This is a genomic window from Nonomuraea sp. NPDC026600, from assembly GCF_040638335.1.
Taxonomy (GTDB): domain Bacteria; phylum Actinomycetota; class Actinomycetes; order Streptosporangiales; family Streptosporangiaceae; genus Nonomuraea.
Genome location: NZ_JBEZYD010000047.1, coordinates 26,602 through 44,460 on the forward strand (window position 1 = coordinate 26,602; position 17,859 = coordinate 44,460).

At 69.0% G+C, this 17,859-nt stretch carries 19 protein-coding genes; 6 read left to right on the forward strand and 13 right to left on the reverse strand.

Annotation, left to right across the window (positions count from 1 at the left end; all coding sequences use genetic code 11):
- Positions 1-388: 388 nt before the first annotated feature.
- The gene (locus AB0F17_RS57240) at positions 389-802 is read right to left on the reverse strand and encodes a PIN domain-containing protein (RefSeq protein ID WP_358042891.1); all 414 of its coding nucleotides are present in this window, start codon (positions 800-802) and stop codon (positions 389-391) included.
- Positions 799-1,059, reverse strand: coding sequence for a CopG family transcriptional regulator (locus AB0F17_RS57245; protein WP_358042893.1), 261 nt, complete (start codon positions 1,057-1,059; stop codon positions 799-801). Before AB0F17_RS57245 ends, AB0F17_RS57240 begins: the two co-directional genes overlap by 4 nt.
- Before the next feature lie 224 nt (positions 1,060-1,283).
- Between AB0F17_RS57245 and AB0F17_RS57250 the strand changes: the two genes are divergently transcribed.
- Positions 1,284-1,553 (forward strand): inositol monophosphatase family protein, encoded by a 270-nt coding sequence (locus tag AB0F17_RS57250; RefSeq protein WP_358042896.1) that lies wholly within the window; start codon positions 1,284-1,286, stop codon positions 1,551-1,553.
- 43 nt (positions 1,554-1,596) lie between these two features.
- Positions 1,597-2,175 carry a hypothetical protein gene (locus tag AB0F17_RS57255; protein WP_358042899.1) on the forward strand — a complete coding sequence of 193 codons (579 nt, stop codon included), beginning with the start codon at positions 1,597-1,599 and terminating at the stop codon, positions 2,173-2,175.
- 221 nt (positions 2,176-2,396) lie between these two features.
- Here the strand turns inward: AB0F17_RS57255 and AB0F17_RS57260 are convergent, their stop codons facing one another.
- Together AB0F17_RS57260 and AB0F17_RS57265 are read right to left on the reverse strand one after the other, a co-directional pair.
- Positions 2,397-2,762 carry a hypothetical protein gene (locus AB0F17_RS57260; RefSeq protein ID WP_358042901.1) on the reverse strand — a complete coding sequence of 122 codons (366 nt, stop codon included), beginning with the start codon at positions 2,760-2,762 and terminating at the stop codon, positions 2,397-2,399.
- 359 nt (positions 2,763-3,121) lie between these two features.
- Entirely contained in the window at positions 3,122-3,400 is a 279-nt protein-coding gene (locus AB0F17_RS57265; protein ID WP_358042904.1) for a hypothetical protein, read from the reverse strand.
- Between the two features lie 619 nt (positions 3,401-4,019).
- On the opposite strand from AB0F17_RS57265, the gene AB0F17_RS57270 reads away from it, so the two are divergent.
- Together AB0F17_RS57270 and AB0F17_RS57275 are read left to right on the forward strand one after the other, a co-directional pair.
- Entirely contained in the window at positions 4,020-4,382 is a 363-nt protein-coding gene (locus AB0F17_RS57270; RefSeq protein ID WP_358042908.1) for a type II toxin-antitoxin system RelE/ParE family toxin, read from the forward strand.
- A 4-nt stretch (positions 4,383-4,386) separates the two neighbouring features.
- Positions 4,387-4,719, forward strand: coding sequence for a helix-turn-helix domain-containing protein (locus AB0F17_RS57275; protein ID WP_358042910.1), 333 nt, complete (start codon positions 4,387-4,389; stop codon positions 4,717-4,719).
- Positions 4,720-5,514: 795 nt separating this feature from the next.
- Here AB0F17_RS57275 and AB0F17_RS57280 read toward each other — a convergent pair.
- Positions 5,515-6,003: a phosphotransferase gene (locus AB0F17_RS57280; protein ID WP_358042913.1), complete on the reverse strand. Its 489-nt coding sequence runs from the start codon at positions 6,001-6,003 to the stop codon at positions 5,515-5,517.
- Positions 6,004-6,095: 92 nt separating this feature from the next.
- On the reverse strand, positions 6,096-6,998 hold the full coding sequence (locus AB0F17_RS57285) for a LysR family transcriptional regulator (protein WP_358042916.1): 903 nt from the start codon (positions 6,996-6,998) through the stop codon (positions 6,096-6,098).
- Positions 6,999-7,089: 91 nt separating this feature from the next.
- On the opposite strand from AB0F17_RS57285, the gene AB0F17_RS57290 reads away from it, so the two are divergent.
- Positions 7,090-8,337, forward strand: coding sequence for an MFS transporter (locus tag AB0F17_RS57290; RefSeq protein WP_358042919.1), 1,248 nt, complete (start codon positions 7,090-7,092; stop codon positions 8,335-8,337).
- Positions 8,338-8,344: 7 nt separating this feature from the next.
- Here the strand turns inward: AB0F17_RS57290 and AB0F17_RS57295 are convergent, their stop codons facing one another.
- The 4 genes from AB0F17_RS57295 to AB0F17_RS57310 form a co-directional block, all read right to left on the reverse strand.
- On the reverse strand, positions 8,345-9,478 hold the full coding sequence (locus AB0F17_RS57295) for a hypothetical protein (RefSeq protein WP_358042922.1): 1,134 nt from the start codon (positions 9,476-9,478) through the stop codon (positions 8,345-8,347).
- Complete coding sequence (locus AB0F17_RS57300; RefSeq protein WP_358042925.1) at positions 9,475-10,635, reverse strand: serine hydrolase domain-containing protein; 1,161 nt, start codon at positions 10,633-10,635, stop codon at positions 9,475-9,477. Before AB0F17_RS57300 ends, AB0F17_RS57295 begins: the two co-directional genes overlap by 4 nt.
- Positions 10,628-11,845: an alpha/beta hydrolase-fold protein gene (locus tag AB0F17_RS57305; RefSeq protein WP_358042928.1), complete on the reverse strand. Its 1,218-nt coding sequence runs from the start codon at positions 11,843-11,845 to the stop codon at positions 10,628-10,630. The genes AB0F17_RS57300 and AB0F17_RS57305 overlap by 8 nt, the downstream gene beginning before the upstream one ends.
- A gap of 79 nt (positions 11,846-11,924) precedes the next feature.
- Positions 11,925-12,965: an Lrp/AsnC family transcriptional regulator gene (locus tag AB0F17_RS57310; RefSeq protein WP_358042931.1), complete on the reverse strand. Its 1,041-nt coding sequence runs from the start codon at positions 12,963-12,965 to the stop codon at positions 11,925-11,927.
- A gap of 81 nt (positions 12,966-13,046) precedes the next feature.
- Here AB0F17_RS57310 and AB0F17_RS57315 point away from each other — a divergent pair, with 81 nt between their 5' ends.
- Positions 13,047-14,297 carry a M20 family metallopeptidase gene (locus AB0F17_RS57315; RefSeq protein WP_358042934.1) on the forward strand — a complete coding sequence of 417 codons (1,251 nt, stop codon included), beginning with the start codon at positions 13,047-13,049 and terminating at the stop codon, positions 14,295-14,297.
- Here the strand turns inward: AB0F17_RS57315 and AB0F17_RS57320 are convergent.
- From AB0F17_RS57320 to AB0F17_RS57330, 3 genes are read right to left on the reverse strand one after another with little or no spacing between them, the layout of a single operon-like run.
- Positions 14,239-15,054, reverse strand: a complete 816-nt coding sequence (locus tag AB0F17_RS57320; RefSeq protein WP_358043051.1) for an SDR family oxidoreductase — start codon at positions 15,052-15,054, stop codon at positions 14,239-14,241. The genes AB0F17_RS57315 and AB0F17_RS57320 overlap by 59 nt on opposite strands.
- Positions 15,055-15,056: 2 nt before the next feature.
- Positions 15,057-16,592, reverse strand: coding sequence for an AMP-binding protein (locus tag AB0F17_RS57325; protein WP_358042937.1), 1,536 nt, complete (start codon positions 16,590-16,592; stop codon positions 15,057-15,059).
- Positions 16,593-16,596: 4 nt separating this feature from the next.
- On the reverse strand, positions 16,597-17,820 hold the full coding sequence (locus AB0F17_RS57330) for a thiolase family protein (protein ID WP_358042940.1): 1,224 nt from the start codon (positions 17,818-17,820) through the stop codon (positions 16,597-16,599).
- Positions 17,821-17,859: the final 39 nt, after the last annotated feature.

The window sequence follows — 17,859 nt, forward strand, 5'->3', positions numbered from 1 at the left end:
CCAACCCTTTGTGATCACGAGTCACTCGCCGGTAGGGCTGTAGGTGGGTGAGGTAGATGCCCGAGCAGAGCGAGTGGAGTTCGTGCGGGCCGCCAGGCCGTGCCCGCTGCGTGCCCGTTCGGACGGCGATCAACGGGGAGTCGCGGGACTCACGGTCACTCGACTGGCATATGCCCAGGTCAGCGTTTCCCTTGTTCAGAGGCCATGATCTTGAAAGAGTCCCAAGCTGACAGCGCGGGTTCGATTCCCGTCACCCGCTCCAAGCGAGAAAGCCCAGGTAGCCAATGGATTCGGTGCCTGGGATTTGTTGTTGTCCAGGATTCTTGAGCCCTGCGTGTCATTAGGCCAGATGATCACCCTGTCGGAACCAGCAGGCCCAGAATGCGACTCAGACCTTGATGACGGTAACGCGTGCGCCGCACAGGGCGGTGAGGTCCTCGGGGTCGGACGTGAGGACCGTGACGGGATTGGGGGCAGCGAGGGCGGTTGCGCTGAGCATGGCATCGATGGCGTACTTGTGCCCGTGCAGGCTGGCGTCAGACAAGAGCGTGGCGGCGTGGCGGGCGATCGGTTCGGTGACCGGCTCGATGACAAGGCGGGATAGCGTCCACTCCAGGGCCGGCCGGTTGACACGGGGGTGGACCACCTCGACGAGGGTGGCGGCAGAGGTGATGACGCGAAGGTCGTCGGCACGGGCAAGAGCGAGCCATGCGGTGACCGTACGGTCACGCAGGACGGCCTTGGCCAGTCCCTCGCTATCGAGGACAAGTGTGCCGCCGGGAGCAGCGGGAGAACGGGTCACGCGGCCGCCCCATCATTGGCCTGTCCCCGCCGGGCCTGGTGGAGTTGGTCGCGCAGTGCCTGGACTTCGTCGTCAGTGATGGGGCCGTGCTCGGCCTCGGCGACCTGGATGAGTTCGTTGAGATTGTCGCGCTCGATCTGGCGGGTGACGGCTGCGGCGACGTAGGCGGACAGGCCGGAAGGGCCACTCCGGGACCGGGCGGCCTCGGCGATGTCGCGCGGCATGGTGATCGAATACTTTCCAGTAGGCTCACTCATACCCTTTATCCTACCGCTTATCCTCCTGCGGCGTCGCGACTGCCTTGTTAACGTTGGGAGGGCCGCCGTCGGTGGTTGCGCATCGGCGAGAGTTGAGCGCGCGCTTCCCCTTCGCTGAGAGCGCTTGTTAACCACGTGCCGGATCATCGCCAGAACGGACAGGGGCACGGCCTTCTGGGACAACCGCTTCGCCATGCCCGCTCAGAGCACTCGGCCGGAAAGCAGTGACACAGCGGGTTCGGATGTACGGCTCAGCAGCCGTAGTTCTGGCGTGGGTTGCCCACGGTAAGACGGATGCCTGCATCATGCTCACCAACAACCCGTGGGACACCGCCGCAGGCGTACTGATCGCCCGAGAGGCCGGGGCCGCAGTCGTGGACATCGACGGCAGCCCGCACAGCATGAGTTCCCACGCGACCATCGCCGCCAGTCCGAAGCTCGTGGCCGATCTCGTCGAGCTCATGGCCGAGGCTCAGAAGACCGCCAGAGGCTAGCGGCGTCCACACCGACCAGTAATCGTCACATATCGTCCTCATCGTGACCGATCTCTCGACTTCGCGGCCTCAGAGCGGGTTATCTCGCAATCGCGGGTGGTCGTACCTCACGGCCCTGGGGCCGGTGATCGCTAGTTCGATCATGACCGCCTTCGCTGTAGCCGTACCCGGTGGCGAATTCACGCTCATCATGATCGCCGTCTTCGGTTGGCTGCTGTCGTTGTGCGCCTGGGTCGCGTTCCTTGCCATCGGCAGGCTTCGGCGCAGGCGGGTGCTGGTTCTCGTGCCGCCTCTCCTTGCAGCCGTCACCTTCGCACTGGCCACCTTCGGCATACCGATGCGAGCAGCTTTCCTGATCTCCGAAGCTCCACTCACCGACTACGCGAACGCCCTCCCCGAACAGGCGCAGTGGTCCCAGAACAATGGCCGCGCTGGTCTATTCACCCTCGACAGCGCGAGGCGGTGGCAAGGCGTCACCCAGCTCTACATCTCAGGCAGCGGCGGGTTCCTCACCAAGTGCGGATTCGCCCATGCCCCAGACGGTCACACGAAGGACATCGATGTCTCGACCATCGATCACGTGACCAGCAATTGGTATGTCTTCTGCACCGACTTCGACTGACCACACCATCACCGGATTGCCTGCCGAATTGTTCTTATGAGGTATCAAGCGGCGGCGCGCCGCGCCGCCGTACGCCCCGTGCCAGCGTCCCCACGCCGCGCTGCGGCCTGGGGCCGGTCACGGCACGAGCGCCGCGCGGGGCATCGCCGTAGCCGCACCGCGCCGTACCGAGCCACCGTGTCGACCACCGTCACGCCGCCGCCAGAGCCGCGCGGCCCTGCTCATCTCGGCCGGTGGATCACCACAGCCGCTTGAGGCTGAGGGGCGTAGAAACCTTCCACCAGCGCGATCTCATCCGATGAGCAGCACCACAAAAACTTGACCTCTGCGTTCCGCTTGAGTAGATCCACCGTGCAGGCCACCGCCGACACGGTCCGCACCGGAGACGAGCCGACCCACACATCGATGCCCTCACCGTCCCCGCCTTGAGTCCCCGACAAGAAGCCATAATCCAGCGGGTAGATGAAGCTCGGTACCTTGGGATGCGGGGTGCCCGCAGGACGATCAATCACAATCTCGGCGTCACCCACGAGGGAATCCGCTTGCTCCCACAAGGAAAGCCGCGCCCATGCTTCAAAGTCCGGCATGGGCAGACCATAGCCTCCGGCAGGGGCGCTCCGGCTCCGGGATGATCGCCGCGCGGATCGGGAAACCGTAGAGGGCTGAGGTGGAAGCCTGATCATCCCGCCCGCCATCGACCCGGGACAAGCCGAGCAGACCAGGGCCACTTCCCCTGCGGGCGGGTCGACGGCAGACGGGATGATCAGGCGGCCGGGGTACGCGCGTTGCGCGAGAAACACGAGGTCGCGGGCTGATCGCCGGGCCATTAAGAGGGGCAACGAGGGGTCAATCACGGTCACTCAGGACCGGCTCGCTGCCCAGCTCAGAACCCCAGCGGGCCGTGATCGATGCAGGTCCCAAGCTGACAGCGCGGGTTCGATTCCTGTCACCCGCTCCATTTGTCCGGACGCTTGTAGGTGCGCCGATCAGGCCCTGTGACCTCGACCGGCAGCAACGAGGCTTCCAAGTGCTCCTCCGGGATAGCGAATGCGATGACCTGCCCCGAGAAGTCATGCTTGGGACCAACCCGACCCGGCGGGCAGGCGATCAGAACCGGTCGAGCGGGAGCAAGCCGAAGCGATGCCTCCACCGCCGGGCGAAAGTCCGTGTCGGTCGACAGCAGCACCGACATATCCCCGTAACCGGAGGCCGCGTCCATGGTCATGGCCACCGCCAAGGCGACGTCGGTCAGCTTCTCCTCATAGGTGTGGAACGTCTGAGGCGGGTCACACTCGCATGTCCAGCGGGCCCCGCAGTCCCGGCACCGCGCAGTCTTCTTCTTGAAGTGACCGTAGCTAGCATGGAGGCACACGAAGTTGGTTACGGCCAACTGGGCGGCCCCGCGAGGGGCCGCATTTTTTGTTTACGACGATCTTCGCGCGCCGCCGTCCGCGTGCCAGAGGGGGCTCCGCCCCCTTCGACCCCAGGACAACCTCGCTCGCGACGCTCGCCCTCGGCCTCCCGTTGCCTGGTTACAGGGTGGGCTGGCTAATGCCCCACCCGAGCGGGCCTCGCTGATAGCTCGAATTGTCCCTTCCGGGCCTTCCCGCCGGGTCGTCGCAAGATTGCCGCCGCTTGATCCCTGGGCCGACTCGTTGCGCAGGGTGGCAGACGGCAAGATCGACGCCGACATCATCTCGAGTGACAACGCTTGGGACACCGCCGCAAGCGTCATCATCCCCCACGAAGCCGGAGTCGTTGACCTTGATGACAGTTCATCTCGCATGGTCGCCGCGCCCTGCAGAAGTCGGACTATGCAAAGCTTGGCATATATACTGCGTTGCATGTGTGAAGAGCTGTACGACATCGAGCTGGAGCCAGCGGTGGAGGCTTGGCTGGACACTCTGTCCGACCGGGATCACGCCGCTGTCGAACGGCTCGCTGAATTCGGCGACCGGATGCCGTACGGTCATGCTCGCGACTTGGGTGAGGGGTTGTGGGAGTTGCGCTTCGATATCGCACACCATTCGGTGCGCCTCACCTACTGGCTGGCCGAGGGGCGCCGGGCGGTGTTGCTGACCGCCTTCTACAAGACGCGAGACAGACAGCCGCGCGATGTGGAGCGCGCCCGCAAGGCGATGGCTGAGTGCATGGCCGGCGGCTTGGAGCACGGCGCCGCGCATTGGACCTATGAGGGAAGGAGCTGAAGGGATGGCCGGACATAGCAAGTGGAAGACGATCAAGGCCAAGCGGCTTGCCGGTGAGGAAGTGAGCCCCGAGTACGCCGCGATGGTGGAGGAGGCGCGGCTGGGGCAGGAACTCGGCGCGGCTGTCCACCGCCGCCGGATCGAGTTGGGCCTGTCGCAGACGGAGCTGGCCGAGCGGGCGGGCATGACGCAGCCGCAAGTCTCCCGCTTGGAGGGTGGAGCTCACATGCCGACGATTCCATTGATGGTGCGGTTGGCAGCGGCGTTGGAGATTGATGTAGTGATGCACGGTGACGTCTCCGCGTCAGTGGAGTTTCGGGCCATCACTGCCGCGTGAGGAAGGGGGTGCCGTGGTACCGACCTACACGGTTGACGTGATGCGAAAGACTGGCCCGCTTCCCCGTCGGGCGGGTCGACGGAAGACAGGATGAATCAGGCGGGCAGGGGGTGCGCGGCGTACGAAGAACAGCAGGTCGCGGGCTGATCGTTGTGCCATTAAGGGCGGTGACGAGGGGTCAACCACGGTCACTTACGACCAGCCTCAGTTCCAGGTCAACGCCCCCACGAGCCAGGATCCCTGCAATTCCCAATCTGACAGGGCGGGTTCGATTCCCGTCACCCGCTCCAAACTGTGGAAAGCCAGGTCAGGGATGGATTCCCAGCCTGGCTTTGATTCTTTTCTGCCTGATACGGTCATAAACTCAGACGCTATGGCGATCGACATGTCGGGCGATCTCTGGCGAGGCGCGGACTTCGAGGATCTGGCCGACTTTCTCCGCGAGTACCAGCCGGGCGGCTACGCCGTCGAGCGGGTGAGTGAGGCAGTGTGCGCTGGATGTGCCGGTAAGAAGTTCAACGTCATGGCCGATGACGTTGAGGGGTGCGTACAACGTGTCTGCGTCGTATGTGGGGATGCCTCCTATGTCGCTGACAGTGCCGACTGTATGGGTGAGGCCGACCTTGATGAGTGTGCCTGCCCGTGTGGGGGCGAGGAGTTCGCTGTAGCAGTTGGGTTCGCATTCCGTGGTGACGGTGAAGTGCGCTGGATCAGCGTTGGTTTGCGCTGCCTGGAAGACGGAAGTCTGGGCGTATATGCAGACTGGAAGATCGACTTTGGTCGCTCAACTTCACGTCAGCAACCTTTCTCGTGGGCCGCCTCGCCGAGGTGTCGCTCCGCGAGTTCGCGTGCCCTGGAGTGGACACGAGCGATCCCCGCCGGGCTGTTGAACGCGGCGTAGGGCGGCCAGAGGAAGACCAAGATGGCGAGTTCTTCCGCCACCAGGGCGCGTTCCAGAAGGCCGCGGTCGCCGGGGCTATGGTCCAAGTAGGCATCGATCAGCGCCCGGGGGACGACCGTGCCTGAGGGGGTTGCGCGCACACTGAGGAAGGCCAGGTCGGAGACGGGCCGGCCGACTCCGGTCGACTGCCAGTCGCAAAAGACCGGCGAGCCCGCGGCGTGCACGATGTTGTCGGTGTGGCAGTCCCCATGGACGAAGACCGGCGGTAGTGCACTGACCTGATCCCGGAGTTCGGCGCGACGGGCGATGAGCCCGGAAAGCTGGGGAAGCGTGGCCGCCCAGAAGGCGGTGCTCACGGTCTCGTGACCGCCGCTGAGCCGCATCCCCGTCTCCCAGGTTACAGAAGGTAGATCAGCAGCCGATTCCCAAGCTGACAGCGCGGGTTCGATTCCGCTTTCATGGCGCCCGTTATGTCTTATGCCACCAGGGCCGCCACTCCGAGCGCGTACCCGACGGCTGCCTCGTTGAACGCCCGGATCGCCGCCGTCTCCGCCGCCTTCACCCAAGCCAGGCCGAGGATCGAGGGAGGCAGCCCCGTGACGGGGACGAAGCTGACATCCGGCCGCCTGTGGTGAGCCGCCGTGGGGGTGCAGAACAGCATGCCGCCCCGGTTGAGCGCCACCTGGGTCAGGCCCTCCTGGCTGGTGGCCACCGTACTGGCCAGGGGAATGGGACGGCCGGAAGGGGTTGCGGACGGTGCCGCACGCTCGCGCCACGTGCGCGGAGCCGGGCCGTCCAGACCGATCAGGGGTACGCCGGCCAGTTCCTCCGCGCCGATGCTCGCACGGGCGGCCAGCGGGTGGCGCGAGGAGACGCCGAGCTGGTACGAGACCCGGTTCAGTCCTTCACCCGTCGCCAGGTCGGGCTCGTCCACCGGGAGCAGCGTGAACGCGATGTCCACCTGCCCGGCCCGCAACTTGCCGAAGGGGTCGGAGAGCGGGATCTCCACCAGCTCCGCCTCGCACCCCGGGTAGCGGCGCTCGAAGGCACGCACGCTGCCGGTGACGACATCCGTGGGCGTGGCCAGGAAGCCGAGCCTGATCACGCCTGTCACCTCGCGGGCGGCCGCCTTGGCCCGGCTGACCGCGTTCGCGAGGCCGTCGTAGGAGGGGCGCAGGTCGGCCAGGAAACGTTCGCCCAGGGGTGTGAGGCGCACGCGCCTGCTGGTCCGGTGGAACAGCAGGCCGCCGACCCTGGTCTCCAGCGAGCGCGTGAGCTGGCTCACCCTGCCGGGTGACAGGTAGAGGCGCTCGGCCGTACGCGCGAAGTGCAGCTCCTCGCTGAGCACGACGAAGCACTCCAGCTCCCTGAACTCCATCGCCACCTCCGTCTGATCGTTTAGTCCACCTAAACCAAGCCTTCGACCTTCGCCATTGTTCCCGCTGGTGGCCGGCGGAAAGCTGGCCGGCATGACCATGACTGATGTTTCCGCCGGCACCCGGGCGCGCTGGCTCGCCGTGTTCTCGGTCGCGGTGGGCACCTTCACCATCGTGACCAGCGAGATGCTGCCCGTTGGCCTGCTGACCTCGATCGCCGCCACTCTCGGCGTCTCCGACGGGACGGCCGGGCTGATGATGTCGGCGCCCGGACTGGTCGCCGCCGTGTCCGCGCCCGTGGTGGCGATCACCACCCGGCGGCTCGACCGGCGCGGCACGCTGCTGGGGCTGATGGCGCTGCTGGCGGTGGCGAACCTGGCGGGCGCGTTCGCGCCGAACTACCCCGTCATGATGGCCGCCCGGGTGCTGACCGGGGTGAGCATCGGCGGGTTCTGGGCCTTCGCGGCCGGACTCGGTCCGCGGCTGGTGCCCGAAGGGTCCGTCGGGCGGGCCACGTCGATCATCTTGGCCGGGGTGTCGGTGGCGTCGGTACTGGGGGTGCCCGTGGCGACGTTCATCTCGTCGTTCGCGGGGTGGCGGACCGCGTTCATCGCCATGGGGGTGCTGGCCCTGGCCCTACTCGCGCTGCTGGCCACCACCCTGCCGCCCCTGCCCGGCGAACCTCGAGCCCACCCGTCCAAGCCGGTGCCCCGCCAGGCCTCGGCCCGCGCGTCGGAGGGGCGGCTCACGTGGCTCTCCTCTCGGCCACCCACGACCGCGAGCTCATCGTCCAGGCCGGTACGTTCCGGCCCGCTCAAGGTCGTCCTCGTTCTGACCGTCCTGATCGTGTCCGGCCACTTCGCGGCCTACACCTACGTCCGGCCGTTCCTGGAGCAGGTCTCGCACGCCGGTCCCGCCCTCGTCAGCACCGCCCTGCTCCTGTACGGCGCCGCGGGCGTGGCCGGCAACTTCGCGGCAGGCGCATGGGCGGCCAGGAACCCCAAGCCGGTCCTGGTCACGCTGGCCGTGCTGATGGCATTCTCCGTGGCGGCGCTGCCCCTGATCGGCCTGCCCTTGATCGTGCTCATGGTGTGGGGCCTGGGCTACGGCGGCGTGGGGGTGACCCTGCAGCTCTGGATCATGCGGTCGGGCGGCGGCGAAATGGGCACTGCGCTCTTCGTCGGTGCCTTCAACGTCTCCATCGCGCTCGGCTCGTTCGCCGGCGGCCGGATCGTGGACAGCGTGTCGATCTCCGCGGTGATGTGGGTGGGAGCGGCGCTCGCCGTGGTCAGCGCGGCTGTCGCCGGCATCTCGGGCAGGAGCCGGACGACCGGTTCATGAGAGGACGTCATGGCCTGCGGGCCCACGCACGGATGTGCGACACGTCCGTGACCTCCCATTCCGGCTCCTCCTTGAGGACGAAGCGGCGGAGGAACTCGAGCGTGAACCGGGACACGAGCCGGGTGACCCGCTCTCCGTCCGCGGAGCCGAGACGGTCGAGGTGCCGCTTGCCGGGGATCAAGGTCAGATCGGTGAAGTCCCGGTGCATCGTGCCCTTGATCTTGATCCGGACGATGTCCTCGCGCAGGCCCATACCGGCGAAGTCCTCGTAGAAGAAGTCGTTGTAGTAGTACCGGTCGGTTCCCCCCTCGCGGTAGTCCGCGACGTTGGCCTGGTCGGCGGAGAGCGCGAGGATCGGCACGCGGGCCGGACGGCCGAAGAGGTCGCTCCCGTAGTGCACCCCGTCGAGGTTGACGGCGGCGCGGGCCCTCGGATCGGCGTGAGCCGCGCTCACGGCGGCCGAGCCGCCGAAGGACATGCCGGCGTAGGCAAGCCTCGACAGGTCGCAGGCGGCCACGAGGTCGTCAGCCGGCGAGCCTTCGAGCGCGTCGGCGACCGCGATCATGCGGTCGCGCCAGTCCCTGGCGACGGCGACCACCTCGCCGGTCGCCCACAACTCGTTGAACCACGCGAAGCGGGCGTCGATGTCATTGCCCGCGCGCATGAAGCCCTCGATCCGGGCGAAGAGGTCGGCGGCGGCGCTCAGGAACGTCTGGCCGGTGTCGAGCGTCGATCCGTCGGGGCGGGCGGCGAACCCGCCGCCCCGCTGGAGCACGCTGACGACCACGAATCCGTGTGAGGCGAGTTCCTCCATGAGTGCGGTGTTCTGGGCGGGATACAGGTCCGCGCCGTGGGAGAACACGATCACCGGGTGGCGTCCCGGCAGGACGGGGGCGTCGGCGTGACTGTTCGTGGTCGCGTCGGCGAGGAGGGCCGTGGACGTCGCCGCGTCCCAGCCCGGATTGCGGCGGGCCGTCCACGCGAGGAGGAGTTCTCGCTCGGGCCCGACCGCGTAGGCGCGCGGCGGAGTGGCGGTCCCGGCGGGTGCCGGATACCACGCCCGGGTCAGGAGCTGGGAACCGAACTCCAGATCCCGGACTCCGACGGCGTGCGTACCCGTGGGCGTCGGCAGCCGGATCATCGGCGTCCCTCCACGCAGTCGAAGGCCGTGGTCAGGTAGGCGACGCTCTGCCGGGTGCCGATGATGCCCGGGGCGATTGCGCCGTCCATCCTGTTCATCACATAGGCGATGGTCAGGTTCCGGTCGAGGTCGTTGACAACGACCGAGCCACCCCATCCGCCCCAGAAACAGATCTTGGATTCGGGCAGGTAGGGCAGCACCTCGGGCATGGTCAGGCCGAAGCCGACACCGAACCGCCGCGGCGCGCTGAGTACGAGGTCGACCCCGCTGGCCTGCTCGTCGAAGATCAGCTCGATCGTCTCCGGGCTCAGCAGGCGGTGACCCCGCGCGACGCCGCCGTGCGACACCGCCGACTGGATGAGGGCGAGTGCGCGAGCGTTCGTGTGCCCGTTGCCCGAGCCGATGTCCGCGGCGCGCCACTCGTCTGTCCAGCTCGCGGCGGCGTCGGGGGCCGGTGAGGTCAACGCCCTGAACGTCACACCGGCGGGATCGAGCGCCGTGAGGTCGACCGGCCGTGGCGGCGGCGGGACGACGTCGGCGACCCGGCCGTAGTCCGCGCGTGGCACGCCGATGCTGAAGTCGGCGTCCAGCGCGGAGGCGATGTCGTGGGCGACGAACTCCTTGAGCGAACGGCCGGTGATCCGGCGGAGCACCTCGCCGACAAGGTGGCCCTGGCTGAGCGCGTGGTAGCCGGAGGCGGTGCCCGGCTCCCACCAGGGTGCCTGGGCCGCGAGCCGTGCGGTGGAACGGTCCCAGTCGTAGAGGTCGTCGAGCGTGACCGGCTGGTCCCAGGCCGGCAGTCCGGAGGTGTGGGCCAGGAGGTGCCGGACCTCTATGTCCTGTTTGCCGGCAGCGGCGAACTCCGGCCAGTAGGTCGCGACCTTCTCTCGCACGTCGAGCAGACCGCGGTCGACGAGCATCAGCGCGGCGAGCGCCATCACGGTCTTGGTGGAGGACCACACACAGGTGATGGTGTTCTCGGCCCACGGTGTCGTCCTGGCCTCGTCCGTCCAGCCACCCCAGATGTCGACGACCAGTTCGCCCTCGTGCACGACGGCGATCGACGCACCGAGTTCGCCGTCCGAGTCGAGCCGCCCGGCGAACTCTTCGGCGAGCTTCGCGAACCTGCTCGTGTACGTGCCTCCGAGGTCAGCCACGGTCGGCTCCTCGCGGGTCCGTCAGCCAGATCAGGCCGTCGCCGAGGCGGCTGCGCCACCATGTCTCGTCGTGGCCTCCGGCGAACTCACGGTAGACGTAGTCGTAGCCCTTGAGGGTGAGCACGTCGCGAAAATGCCTGCTGGCGTGGATCTGGTGCGGAGTCGCGGGCGGCGGTCCCGTCTCGAACGCCCCGACGTCCTGGTAGATCCGGATCGGGGCCCGCTCCGCCCGCGTGTACTCCCCGATGATGGCGGGTGTCCTGGACCTGGTGCCGATCGCGCGCGGGCCGGAGCCGGCGAGCTGGAAGTACTCCCGCAGAGTGTCCGGGTCCCACCAGACCGACCCCGAAAGCATGAGCAGGTTGCCGAAGACCTCCGGGTGCCGCAGGCCGGTGTAGGCCGCGCACAGTCCGCCCAGGCTGCAGCCGGCGATGACGGTTCTGGCCGGATCGGTGGTCAGGTGGTACGCCTCCCGCGCCCACGGCAGCAGTTCCCCGGCGAGGAAGCGGGAGAAGTCCGCGTCGCACGTCAGCTCGGCGTTGCGATCGCGCTGCCCGACGAGGATCGCCGCCGTGGGTGCGATCCGACCGTCGGCGTGCAGGTTGTCCAGGACCGTCACGGCGCTGTGCCGGGCGTGACCGTCGAGGACCACCAGGACGTCGAGCGGGTCGGCGAGGTGGTCGTAGCCCGGTGGCGTGTACACCCACACCTCCCGGCCGTCGCCGAGGAGCGCACCGGTCACGGTCCCGCGGGGCGTGTCCGGGCGGCGGTCGGCCCAGGAGAGTGGCTCGGCACCGGGGCAGACCAGGACCGACTCCGGGGAGCCGAGCAGACTGTAGTCGTGCGGTTCGCGTACGCGGGCGTGCTCGTCGCCGATCCGCTCACTGCCGGACCCGGCAAAGATCTCGAAGTGGTAGGTGGTCCGCACATCCGACTTCACCGGCCACGTGGCGAACCACGTGGACGTACCCGGCGCCAGGGACAGGGTGCGGCTCTCCGGAGGGAGCGAACTGACCGTCTCGTTCACGACGACCCGCTCGACCGGCCGGTCGGCGAACCAGAGGAAGGTCACCAGGCACGCGTCCGGATCATCCGGATGGGGCTCGATCAGCGGCGTGCCGGCCGATCGCAGGTCGGCCCAGAGTGCCGCCTCGGCCGCGAGTGGGTCGTCCGACTCCAGCAGAGCCCTGATGCGCGGGCCGTCTTCCATACCTTGCCAGCCTCTCCTGGTCGTGACGCCTTCCGACTCCACGAACCCAAGCACAGCCGTGCGGACGGACGGCCCATCGCTAGGGATCGGCCATCTCGGCCCGCGAGATGACGGAATCGTGCCAGGGGTCGAGCGGAACCACCCCGATCGACCGCCCGTCCGCGTCGAGGATGCGACCCATCCGCTTGACCGTCCGAAGCGTGACCATCCGGTCGCAGACCTCCAGAGCGGGGATGGCCGCGGTCATACGCGCCTCGGCGCTCTGGACGTCCGGCATCCCGCGCAGCCACTGGCTGACGAAGAGGTTGGTCCGTGCGGCGATGGCGAAGGTGCCGCGGTTCTCCGGCAACGCCGCCAGCGCCCGGCCGGCGGATTCGAGGACTCCGGCGGGCACGCGCGTGAGGTAGTTGACGAGGATCGGCCAGCCCGCCGCCTCAGGGGTGACGTCGCATCGCATCGAGATGAGGCCCGCGGCCCGCATCGCCGCGAGTCTCCGGGTCGTCGTCGAGGCGCTCTCGCCGAGTTGCTGCGCGAGGACGGCAGCCGGGGCCCGGGCGTCCAGGCTGAGTGCGCGGAACAGGGCCCGGTGCCGCTCGGAGACGGCGATCGGCCGAGATCCGGGGTCGGGCCGCCGATCCAGCTGCTTGATCTCGTCGCGGTCCAGGGCGTCGAGGCGCCAGGAACTGCCCTCGCCGTACACCTGGGTGATCGGGTAGAGCTCGGTGCGCAGGACGCCGGGAAGTGCGCCGATCTGGTCGATCACGAGGTCGGCCAGCGCGTGCGGGGAGTCGGCCATCAGCGTCAGGACGAGGCTGCGACCCGACGCGGCGATCGCGATCGACGCGACTCGCGGATTGACCCGCAGGGCGGCGATGACGGCCGCCCGATCGCCGGGGCGGCAGTCCAGGTCGAGGTACGCGGGCGAAAGCCGGCGCATGAGGCTCGGCCCCGGCGTGACCAGTACGGACACGAGGCCGCGGTCGACGAGCCGCTGCCAGCGACGCGCGGCGGTGATCGGGTGCAGGCCGCAGGCCGGTCCGGCGATCGTCCAGGGCGCGCGGGGGGCGAGCTGGACGGCGTGGATCAGCCGGAGGTCGTGCTCGTCGAGCTCCTGGCGCACGAATCCTTCACCTCCGGCGAGGAAATGCCGATCCACTGATGATTACGGTTCACCACCACCATAAGTGGCGGTAATCAGAGGATGATGCTGACTGAGCTGCGCCGATCCCTGCACGCCGATCCCGAACTGGGGCTGGAGCTCCCCCGCACCCAGCAGCGGGTACTGGGCGCTCTGGCCGGGCTCCCGCTGGAGGTGACCCGCGGAACAACGCTGAGCTCGGTGACCGCCGTGCTGCGGGGACGTTCGAGAACCGGCGGCGCGCCGGTCGTCCTGCTACGTGCGGATATGGACGCGTTGCCGATCACTGAGCAGGCGGACGTCCCCTACAGGTCCCGCAACCCGGGGGCGATGCACGCGTGCGGGCACGACCTGCACACGGCGATGCTCGTGGGGGCGGCGCACCTGCTGTGCGCCACCCGGGACGATCTGCCCGGCGACGTGGTCCTCATGTTCCAGCCAGGCGAGGAAGGACACGACGGGGCCGCGAAGATGATCGCCGAAGGGGTCCTGGAAGCGGCAGGGCCTCAGCCGGTCGCGGCGTACGCGCTGCATGTGCAGTCCGTACGGCCGAGCGGCATGTTCGCCACTCGTTCCGGCGCGATCCTGTCAGGTAACGCGCGGATGCGGGTCACCGTGCACGGTAAGGGCGGCCATGGCGCGGCGCCTCATCGCGCCCTGGATCCGGTGACCACGATGGCGGAGATGATCACGGCGGTGCAGAGCCTGGTGACGCGCAGGTTCGACGCGTTCGATCCGGTGATCGTGACTGTCGGCCATGTGTCGGCCGGCTCGCACGGCACGGCCATCCCATCGTCGGCGTACTTCGAGGCCACGATCCGCAGCTACTCCGAGCGCCACCGGGCCGAGGCCAGGCGACTCCTGACCGAGCTGATCAACGGCATCGCCGCCGCTCACGGCACGACGGCCGACGTCGGCTTCGACGCCGAACTCCCGGTGACCGTCACGGACGACGCCGAGACCGGCTTCGCGGCCGGCGTCGTCCGTGACCTCTACGGCGCGGAGCGGTTCGCCACGATGCCGCACCCGCACCCCGCGTCGGAGGACTTCTCCCGCGTCCTGGCCCGGGTCCCCGGCGCGTTCGTGTTCCTCGGCGCCCGCCCGGCCGGATGCGATCCCGGCGAAGCCCACGAGAACCACTCCCCTTTCGCGAGGTTCGACGACGGGGTGCTGCACGACGGCGCGCGACTGCTCGCCGAACTCGCCGCGCGCCGGCTCAACGAGGCTGCCACGACCGCACCGTCATCGAGTCGGCTCAACGAGGCCGCGGCGACTGCACCGTCATCGAGTCGGGTACGGCCAGGGCCGAGGTGAGACCGGCGTCCACCGGCAGGACCACTCCGGTGATCCACCGGGAGCGTTCGCCCGCGAGGAAGAGCACGGCCTCACCGACGTCCCATCCCGTGCCCTCGGTCCGCAGCGGCGCCGCCAGCCTGCGGCGCTCACGGTCGTCCTCGCTCAGCCCTTGGGCGTAGACGTTGGGCGTGTACATGTAGCCCGGCGCGACGGCGTTGACGCGGATGCCGTCCGGTCCGTGCGCGGCGGCCATACTCCTCGTCAGGTTGACGATCGCGCCCTTGGCCGTGCTGTAGGCGAGGGATGGATGACCGCCGATCAGCCCGGCGGCCGAGGACAGGTTGACGATCGAGCCGCCGCCGGCCGCGCGCATCCGCGGTATCGCGAACCGCGACATGAGCATCATCGAGGTGACGTTGACCCGCAGGCAGGCGTCCCAGGCGTCGAGATCGACGTCGACCGCGGTGCCGGGTGGCCCGGCGACACCGACGTTGTTCACCAGCACGTCGACGCGGCCCCAGGTCTCGACCGCGCGTCGCACGATCGCGGCGCAGTCGTCGGGGAGGGACACGTCGCCCCGCACGCACAGGCACTCCCCGCCGCGGTCGGCGATCAGCTCCTGCGTCTCGGCCATGTTCCGGTCGGAGATGTCCACGATGACGACCCGCGCGCCCGACTCCGCGAGCCGTACCGCGGCCGCTCGGCCGTTGCCGATCCCGGCGGCGAGGGAGCCGCCTCCCGTGACGATCGCGACCTTGCCGTCGAGCTCTCCCATCGTCACACCCGCTTCTCGCGCCCGGCCCAGTACGGCTCACGGACGGCCTTCTTCAGGACCTTCCCGTTGGCGCTGCGCGGCAGCGAGCGTACGAAGTCGACGGTCTTCGGCGCCCGGATGCCGCCCAGGCGCTGCCTGCACAGGTCGATGAGCTCGCCTTCGGTCAGTTGTTCGCCCGGATTGAGCTCGACGACCGCCTTGACGGCCTCGCCCCAGTCGTCATGCGGCACGCCGACGACCACGCAGTCCTGGACCGCGGGATGCGCCCAGATGACCTGCTCGACCTCGCTCGGGTAGACGTTGAATCCGCCAGAGATGATCATGTCCTTCTCCCGGTCGGTGATGTGCAGGTAGCCGCCCTCGTCGAGGAAGCCGATGTCGCCGGTGCGCAGCCAGCCGTCCGCCACGGTCTCGGCCGTCAGTTCGGGCGCGTTGTAGTAGCCCTTCATCACCAGGTCGCCCCGGACGCAGATCTCACCCGGCTCCCCGCTCTCGACCGGGCGGCCCGCGGCGTCGCGGATCTCGACGCTGATCAGCGGGTACGGCCGGCCGCAGGAGGAGAGCCGCTCGGGCGGAGCGAGCTCGCCGTCGACGAAGTGCTCCTCGGGCCGCAGGAACGAGATGGCCGCGGGCGCCTCCATCTGCCCGTAGCACTCCATCAGCACCGGGCCGAACACCCCGATCGCGCGGGCGAGCTTCTCCGTCGACATGGGTGCGGCGCCGTACAGCAGGTAACGCAGCGACGGGAAGCTGCCGCGGTCGATCCCGGGCAGCTCCAGCATGCGATAGATCACGGTCGGAGGCAGGAACAGCTCGGTGATCCGGTGCCGTTGAATCGCCTCCCGTACGGCAGCCGGTTCGGCCCTGTCCAGGATGACGACGGTGCCGCCGCGCGCGGTGACCGGCATGGTCAGCAGCCCCGACGCGTGGGTCATGGGCGCGGCGGCGAGGTTCACGATGGGCTCGTCGGCCCGGTAGGAGATCGCCAGCATCTGGTGGGCGAACGACGCCGCGAAGCTCCGGTGGGTGTTCATCACGCCCTTCGGCAGGCCCGTGGTCCCGCCGGTCGGGGCCACCGCGACCACGTCGTCCAGGTCGTACCGGACCGTGGGCGGCCTGTCGTCCGCGCCCTCGACGAAGTCGGCCAGCGAGTCGACGCGGACGTACTGTCGCACCCCCGGCAGCATCGGCCGGAGCCGCTCCACCACCGGCTCCAGTGAGCTGTGGAAGAACACGACCTCGCAGTCGAACCTGTCGAGCAGGAGGCGGTTGTCATCCATCGGGGCGGCCGGGTTCAACGGCACCCACGTCATACCGGCGCGCCAGATCCCCAGCACGCAGATCCACGCGACCGGGTCGTTGGGGGACAGGACGGCCGCTTTGGTCTCGCGGGCGAACCCCTTGGCGAGCAGCGCGTGCGCGATCCGGCACGAGAGCCGGCCGGCCTGCTCGTAGGTCCAGGTGTGCTCGTGCATGACGTACGCCGCCCCGGACGGGTTCTGCCGCCAGCCTCGGTCGAAGAAGTCGATGATCGCCATGCCCTCACCCGCCCAGCACGGTGATCGCGGCGACCGCTTCTTCTCCGGCGAGGAACCCGCCGCCGTTCTCGGCGACCGCGACCCGCGCACCGGCCACCTGCCGCGCGCCGGCCTCGCCTCGAAGCTGCGTGACCAGCTCATACACCTGCGCGAGCCCGGTCGCCCCCAGCGGATGGCCCTTCGACTCCAGGCCGCCCGAGGGATTGACCGGCAGGCGTCCGCCGAGCGACGTGACACCCGACTCGGCGGCGTGGCCGCCCTCTCCCATCGCGCACAGCCCGAGCAGCTCGGTCTGCGCGATCTCCGCGAACGCCGTCGCGTCGTGCACCTCGGCCACGTTCACGTCCTCGGGCCCCACTCCCGACTGCTCCCACGCCCGCTGCGCGAGCAGCCTCGTGATCGCCCGGTCGTGGTCGCCGAGCGCGCGGGTGTCGCCCGTGCCGACGACGCTGGCCAGCACGCGCACCGAGCGCCGCGAGCCGAGCCGCGCCAGCGCCCGGCCGCCGACCACCACGGCCGCCGCGGCGCCGTCGGTGGTGGGCGAGCACATCGGTACCGTCAGCGGGTACGACAGCGCTCGCCCCGCCAGCACCTCGTCCACGGTCATCGCGACCCGGTAGTGCGCCTTCTCGTTGTGTACCGCGTGCTGGTGGTTCTTCGCCGCCACCGCCGCGATCTGGCGCCGCGTGGTCCCGAACGCCGCCATGTGGGAGCGGGCCATGGCGGCGTAGATGTCCATGAAGACACTCCGGCGGCCCACCGAGGAGTCGTCGACGTCTCCGCCGAGCTCGGCGAGCACGCGCTCCAGTTCCTCCGGCGCCGACACGTCGTACCCGCCCTCGAAGACCTTCATGGTCCTTGTCCGGTCGCCGACGTTCATCCGCTCCACGCCGACAGCCAGCGCGACCTCCGCGGCGCCCGCGCGGACGTGGTTCACCGCCAGGTGCAACGCCGTCGCCCCGGTGGCGCACGCGTTCTCCACGTTGAACACCGGAATCCGCCGCGTCCCCAGAGCCCGCAGAGCGATCTGGCCGCCCACCATCAGCTGGCCCTCCAGCGCGCCCTGCGCGGTATTGCCGTAGAACGCGGCCTCCACCTCGCCCAGGGTCAACCCGGCGTCGTCCAGCGCGCCGGTCACCGCCTCACGTACCAGATCCCGCACGCCGCGGTCGGGATGGACGCCGAACGCCGTCATGCCGGCCCCGGCGATCCACACGGGTTCACTCACCTCGACCAACTCCTTCGATCACCAGCCATGCTGGCGCGC

Excerpts from the sequence above, each read along its gene's own strand:
- AB0F17_RS57245 (WP_358042893.1), bottom strand. The coding sequence starts at position 1,059 with ATGAGTGAGCCTACTGGAAAGTATTCGATCACCATGCCGCGCGACATC.
- AB0F17_RS57260 (WP_358042901.1), bottom strand. The coding sequence starts at position 2,762 with ATGCCGGACTTTGAAGCATGGGCGCGGCTTTCCTTGTGGGAGCAAGCG.
- AB0F17_RS57265 (WP_358042904.1), bottom strand. The coding sequence starts at position 3,400 with ATGACCATGGACGCGGCCTCCGGTTACGGGGATATGTCGGTGCTGCTG.
- AB0F17_RS57270 (WP_358042908.1), top strand. The coding sequence starts at position 4,020 with ATGTGTGAAGAGCTGTACGACATCGAGCTGGAGCCAGCGGTGGAGGCT.
- AB0F17_RS57275 (WP_358042910.1), top strand. The coding sequence starts at position 4,387 with ATGGCCGGACATAGCAAGTGGAAGACGATCAAGGCCAAGCGGCTTGCC.
- AB0F17_RS57280 (WP_358042913.1), bottom strand. The coding sequence starts at position 6,003 with ATGCGGCTCAGCGGCGGTCACGAGACCGTGAGCACCGCCTTCTGGGCG.
- AB0F17_RS57285 (WP_358042916.1), bottom strand. The coding sequence starts at position 6,998 with ATGGAGTTCAGGGAGCTGGAGTGCTTCGTCGTGCTCAGCGAGGAGCTG.
- AB0F17_RS57290 (WP_358042919.1), top strand. The coding sequence starts at position 7,090 with ATGACCATGACTGATGTTTCCGCCGGCACCCGGGCGCGCTGGCTCGCC.
- AB0F17_RS57295 (WP_358042922.1), bottom strand. The coding sequence starts at position 9,478 with ATGATCCGGCTGCCGACGCCCACGGGTACGCACGCCGTCGGAGTCCGG.
- AB0F17_RS57305 (WP_358042928.1), bottom strand. The coding sequence starts at position 11,845 with ATGGAAGACGGCCCGCGCATCAGGGCTCTGCTGGAGTCGGACGACCCA.
- AB0F17_RS57315 (WP_358042934.1), top strand. The coding sequence starts at position 13,047 with ATGATGCTGACTGAGCTGCGCCGATCCCTGCACGCCGATCCCGAACTG.
- AB0F17_RS57320 (WP_358043051.1), bottom strand. The coding sequence starts at position 15,054 with ATGGGAGAGCTCGACGGCAAGGTCGCGATCGTCACGGGAGGCGGCTCC.
- AB0F17_RS57325 (WP_358042937.1), bottom strand. The coding sequence starts at position 16,592 with ATGGCGATCATCGACTTCTTCGACCGAGGCTGGCGGCAGAACCCGTCC.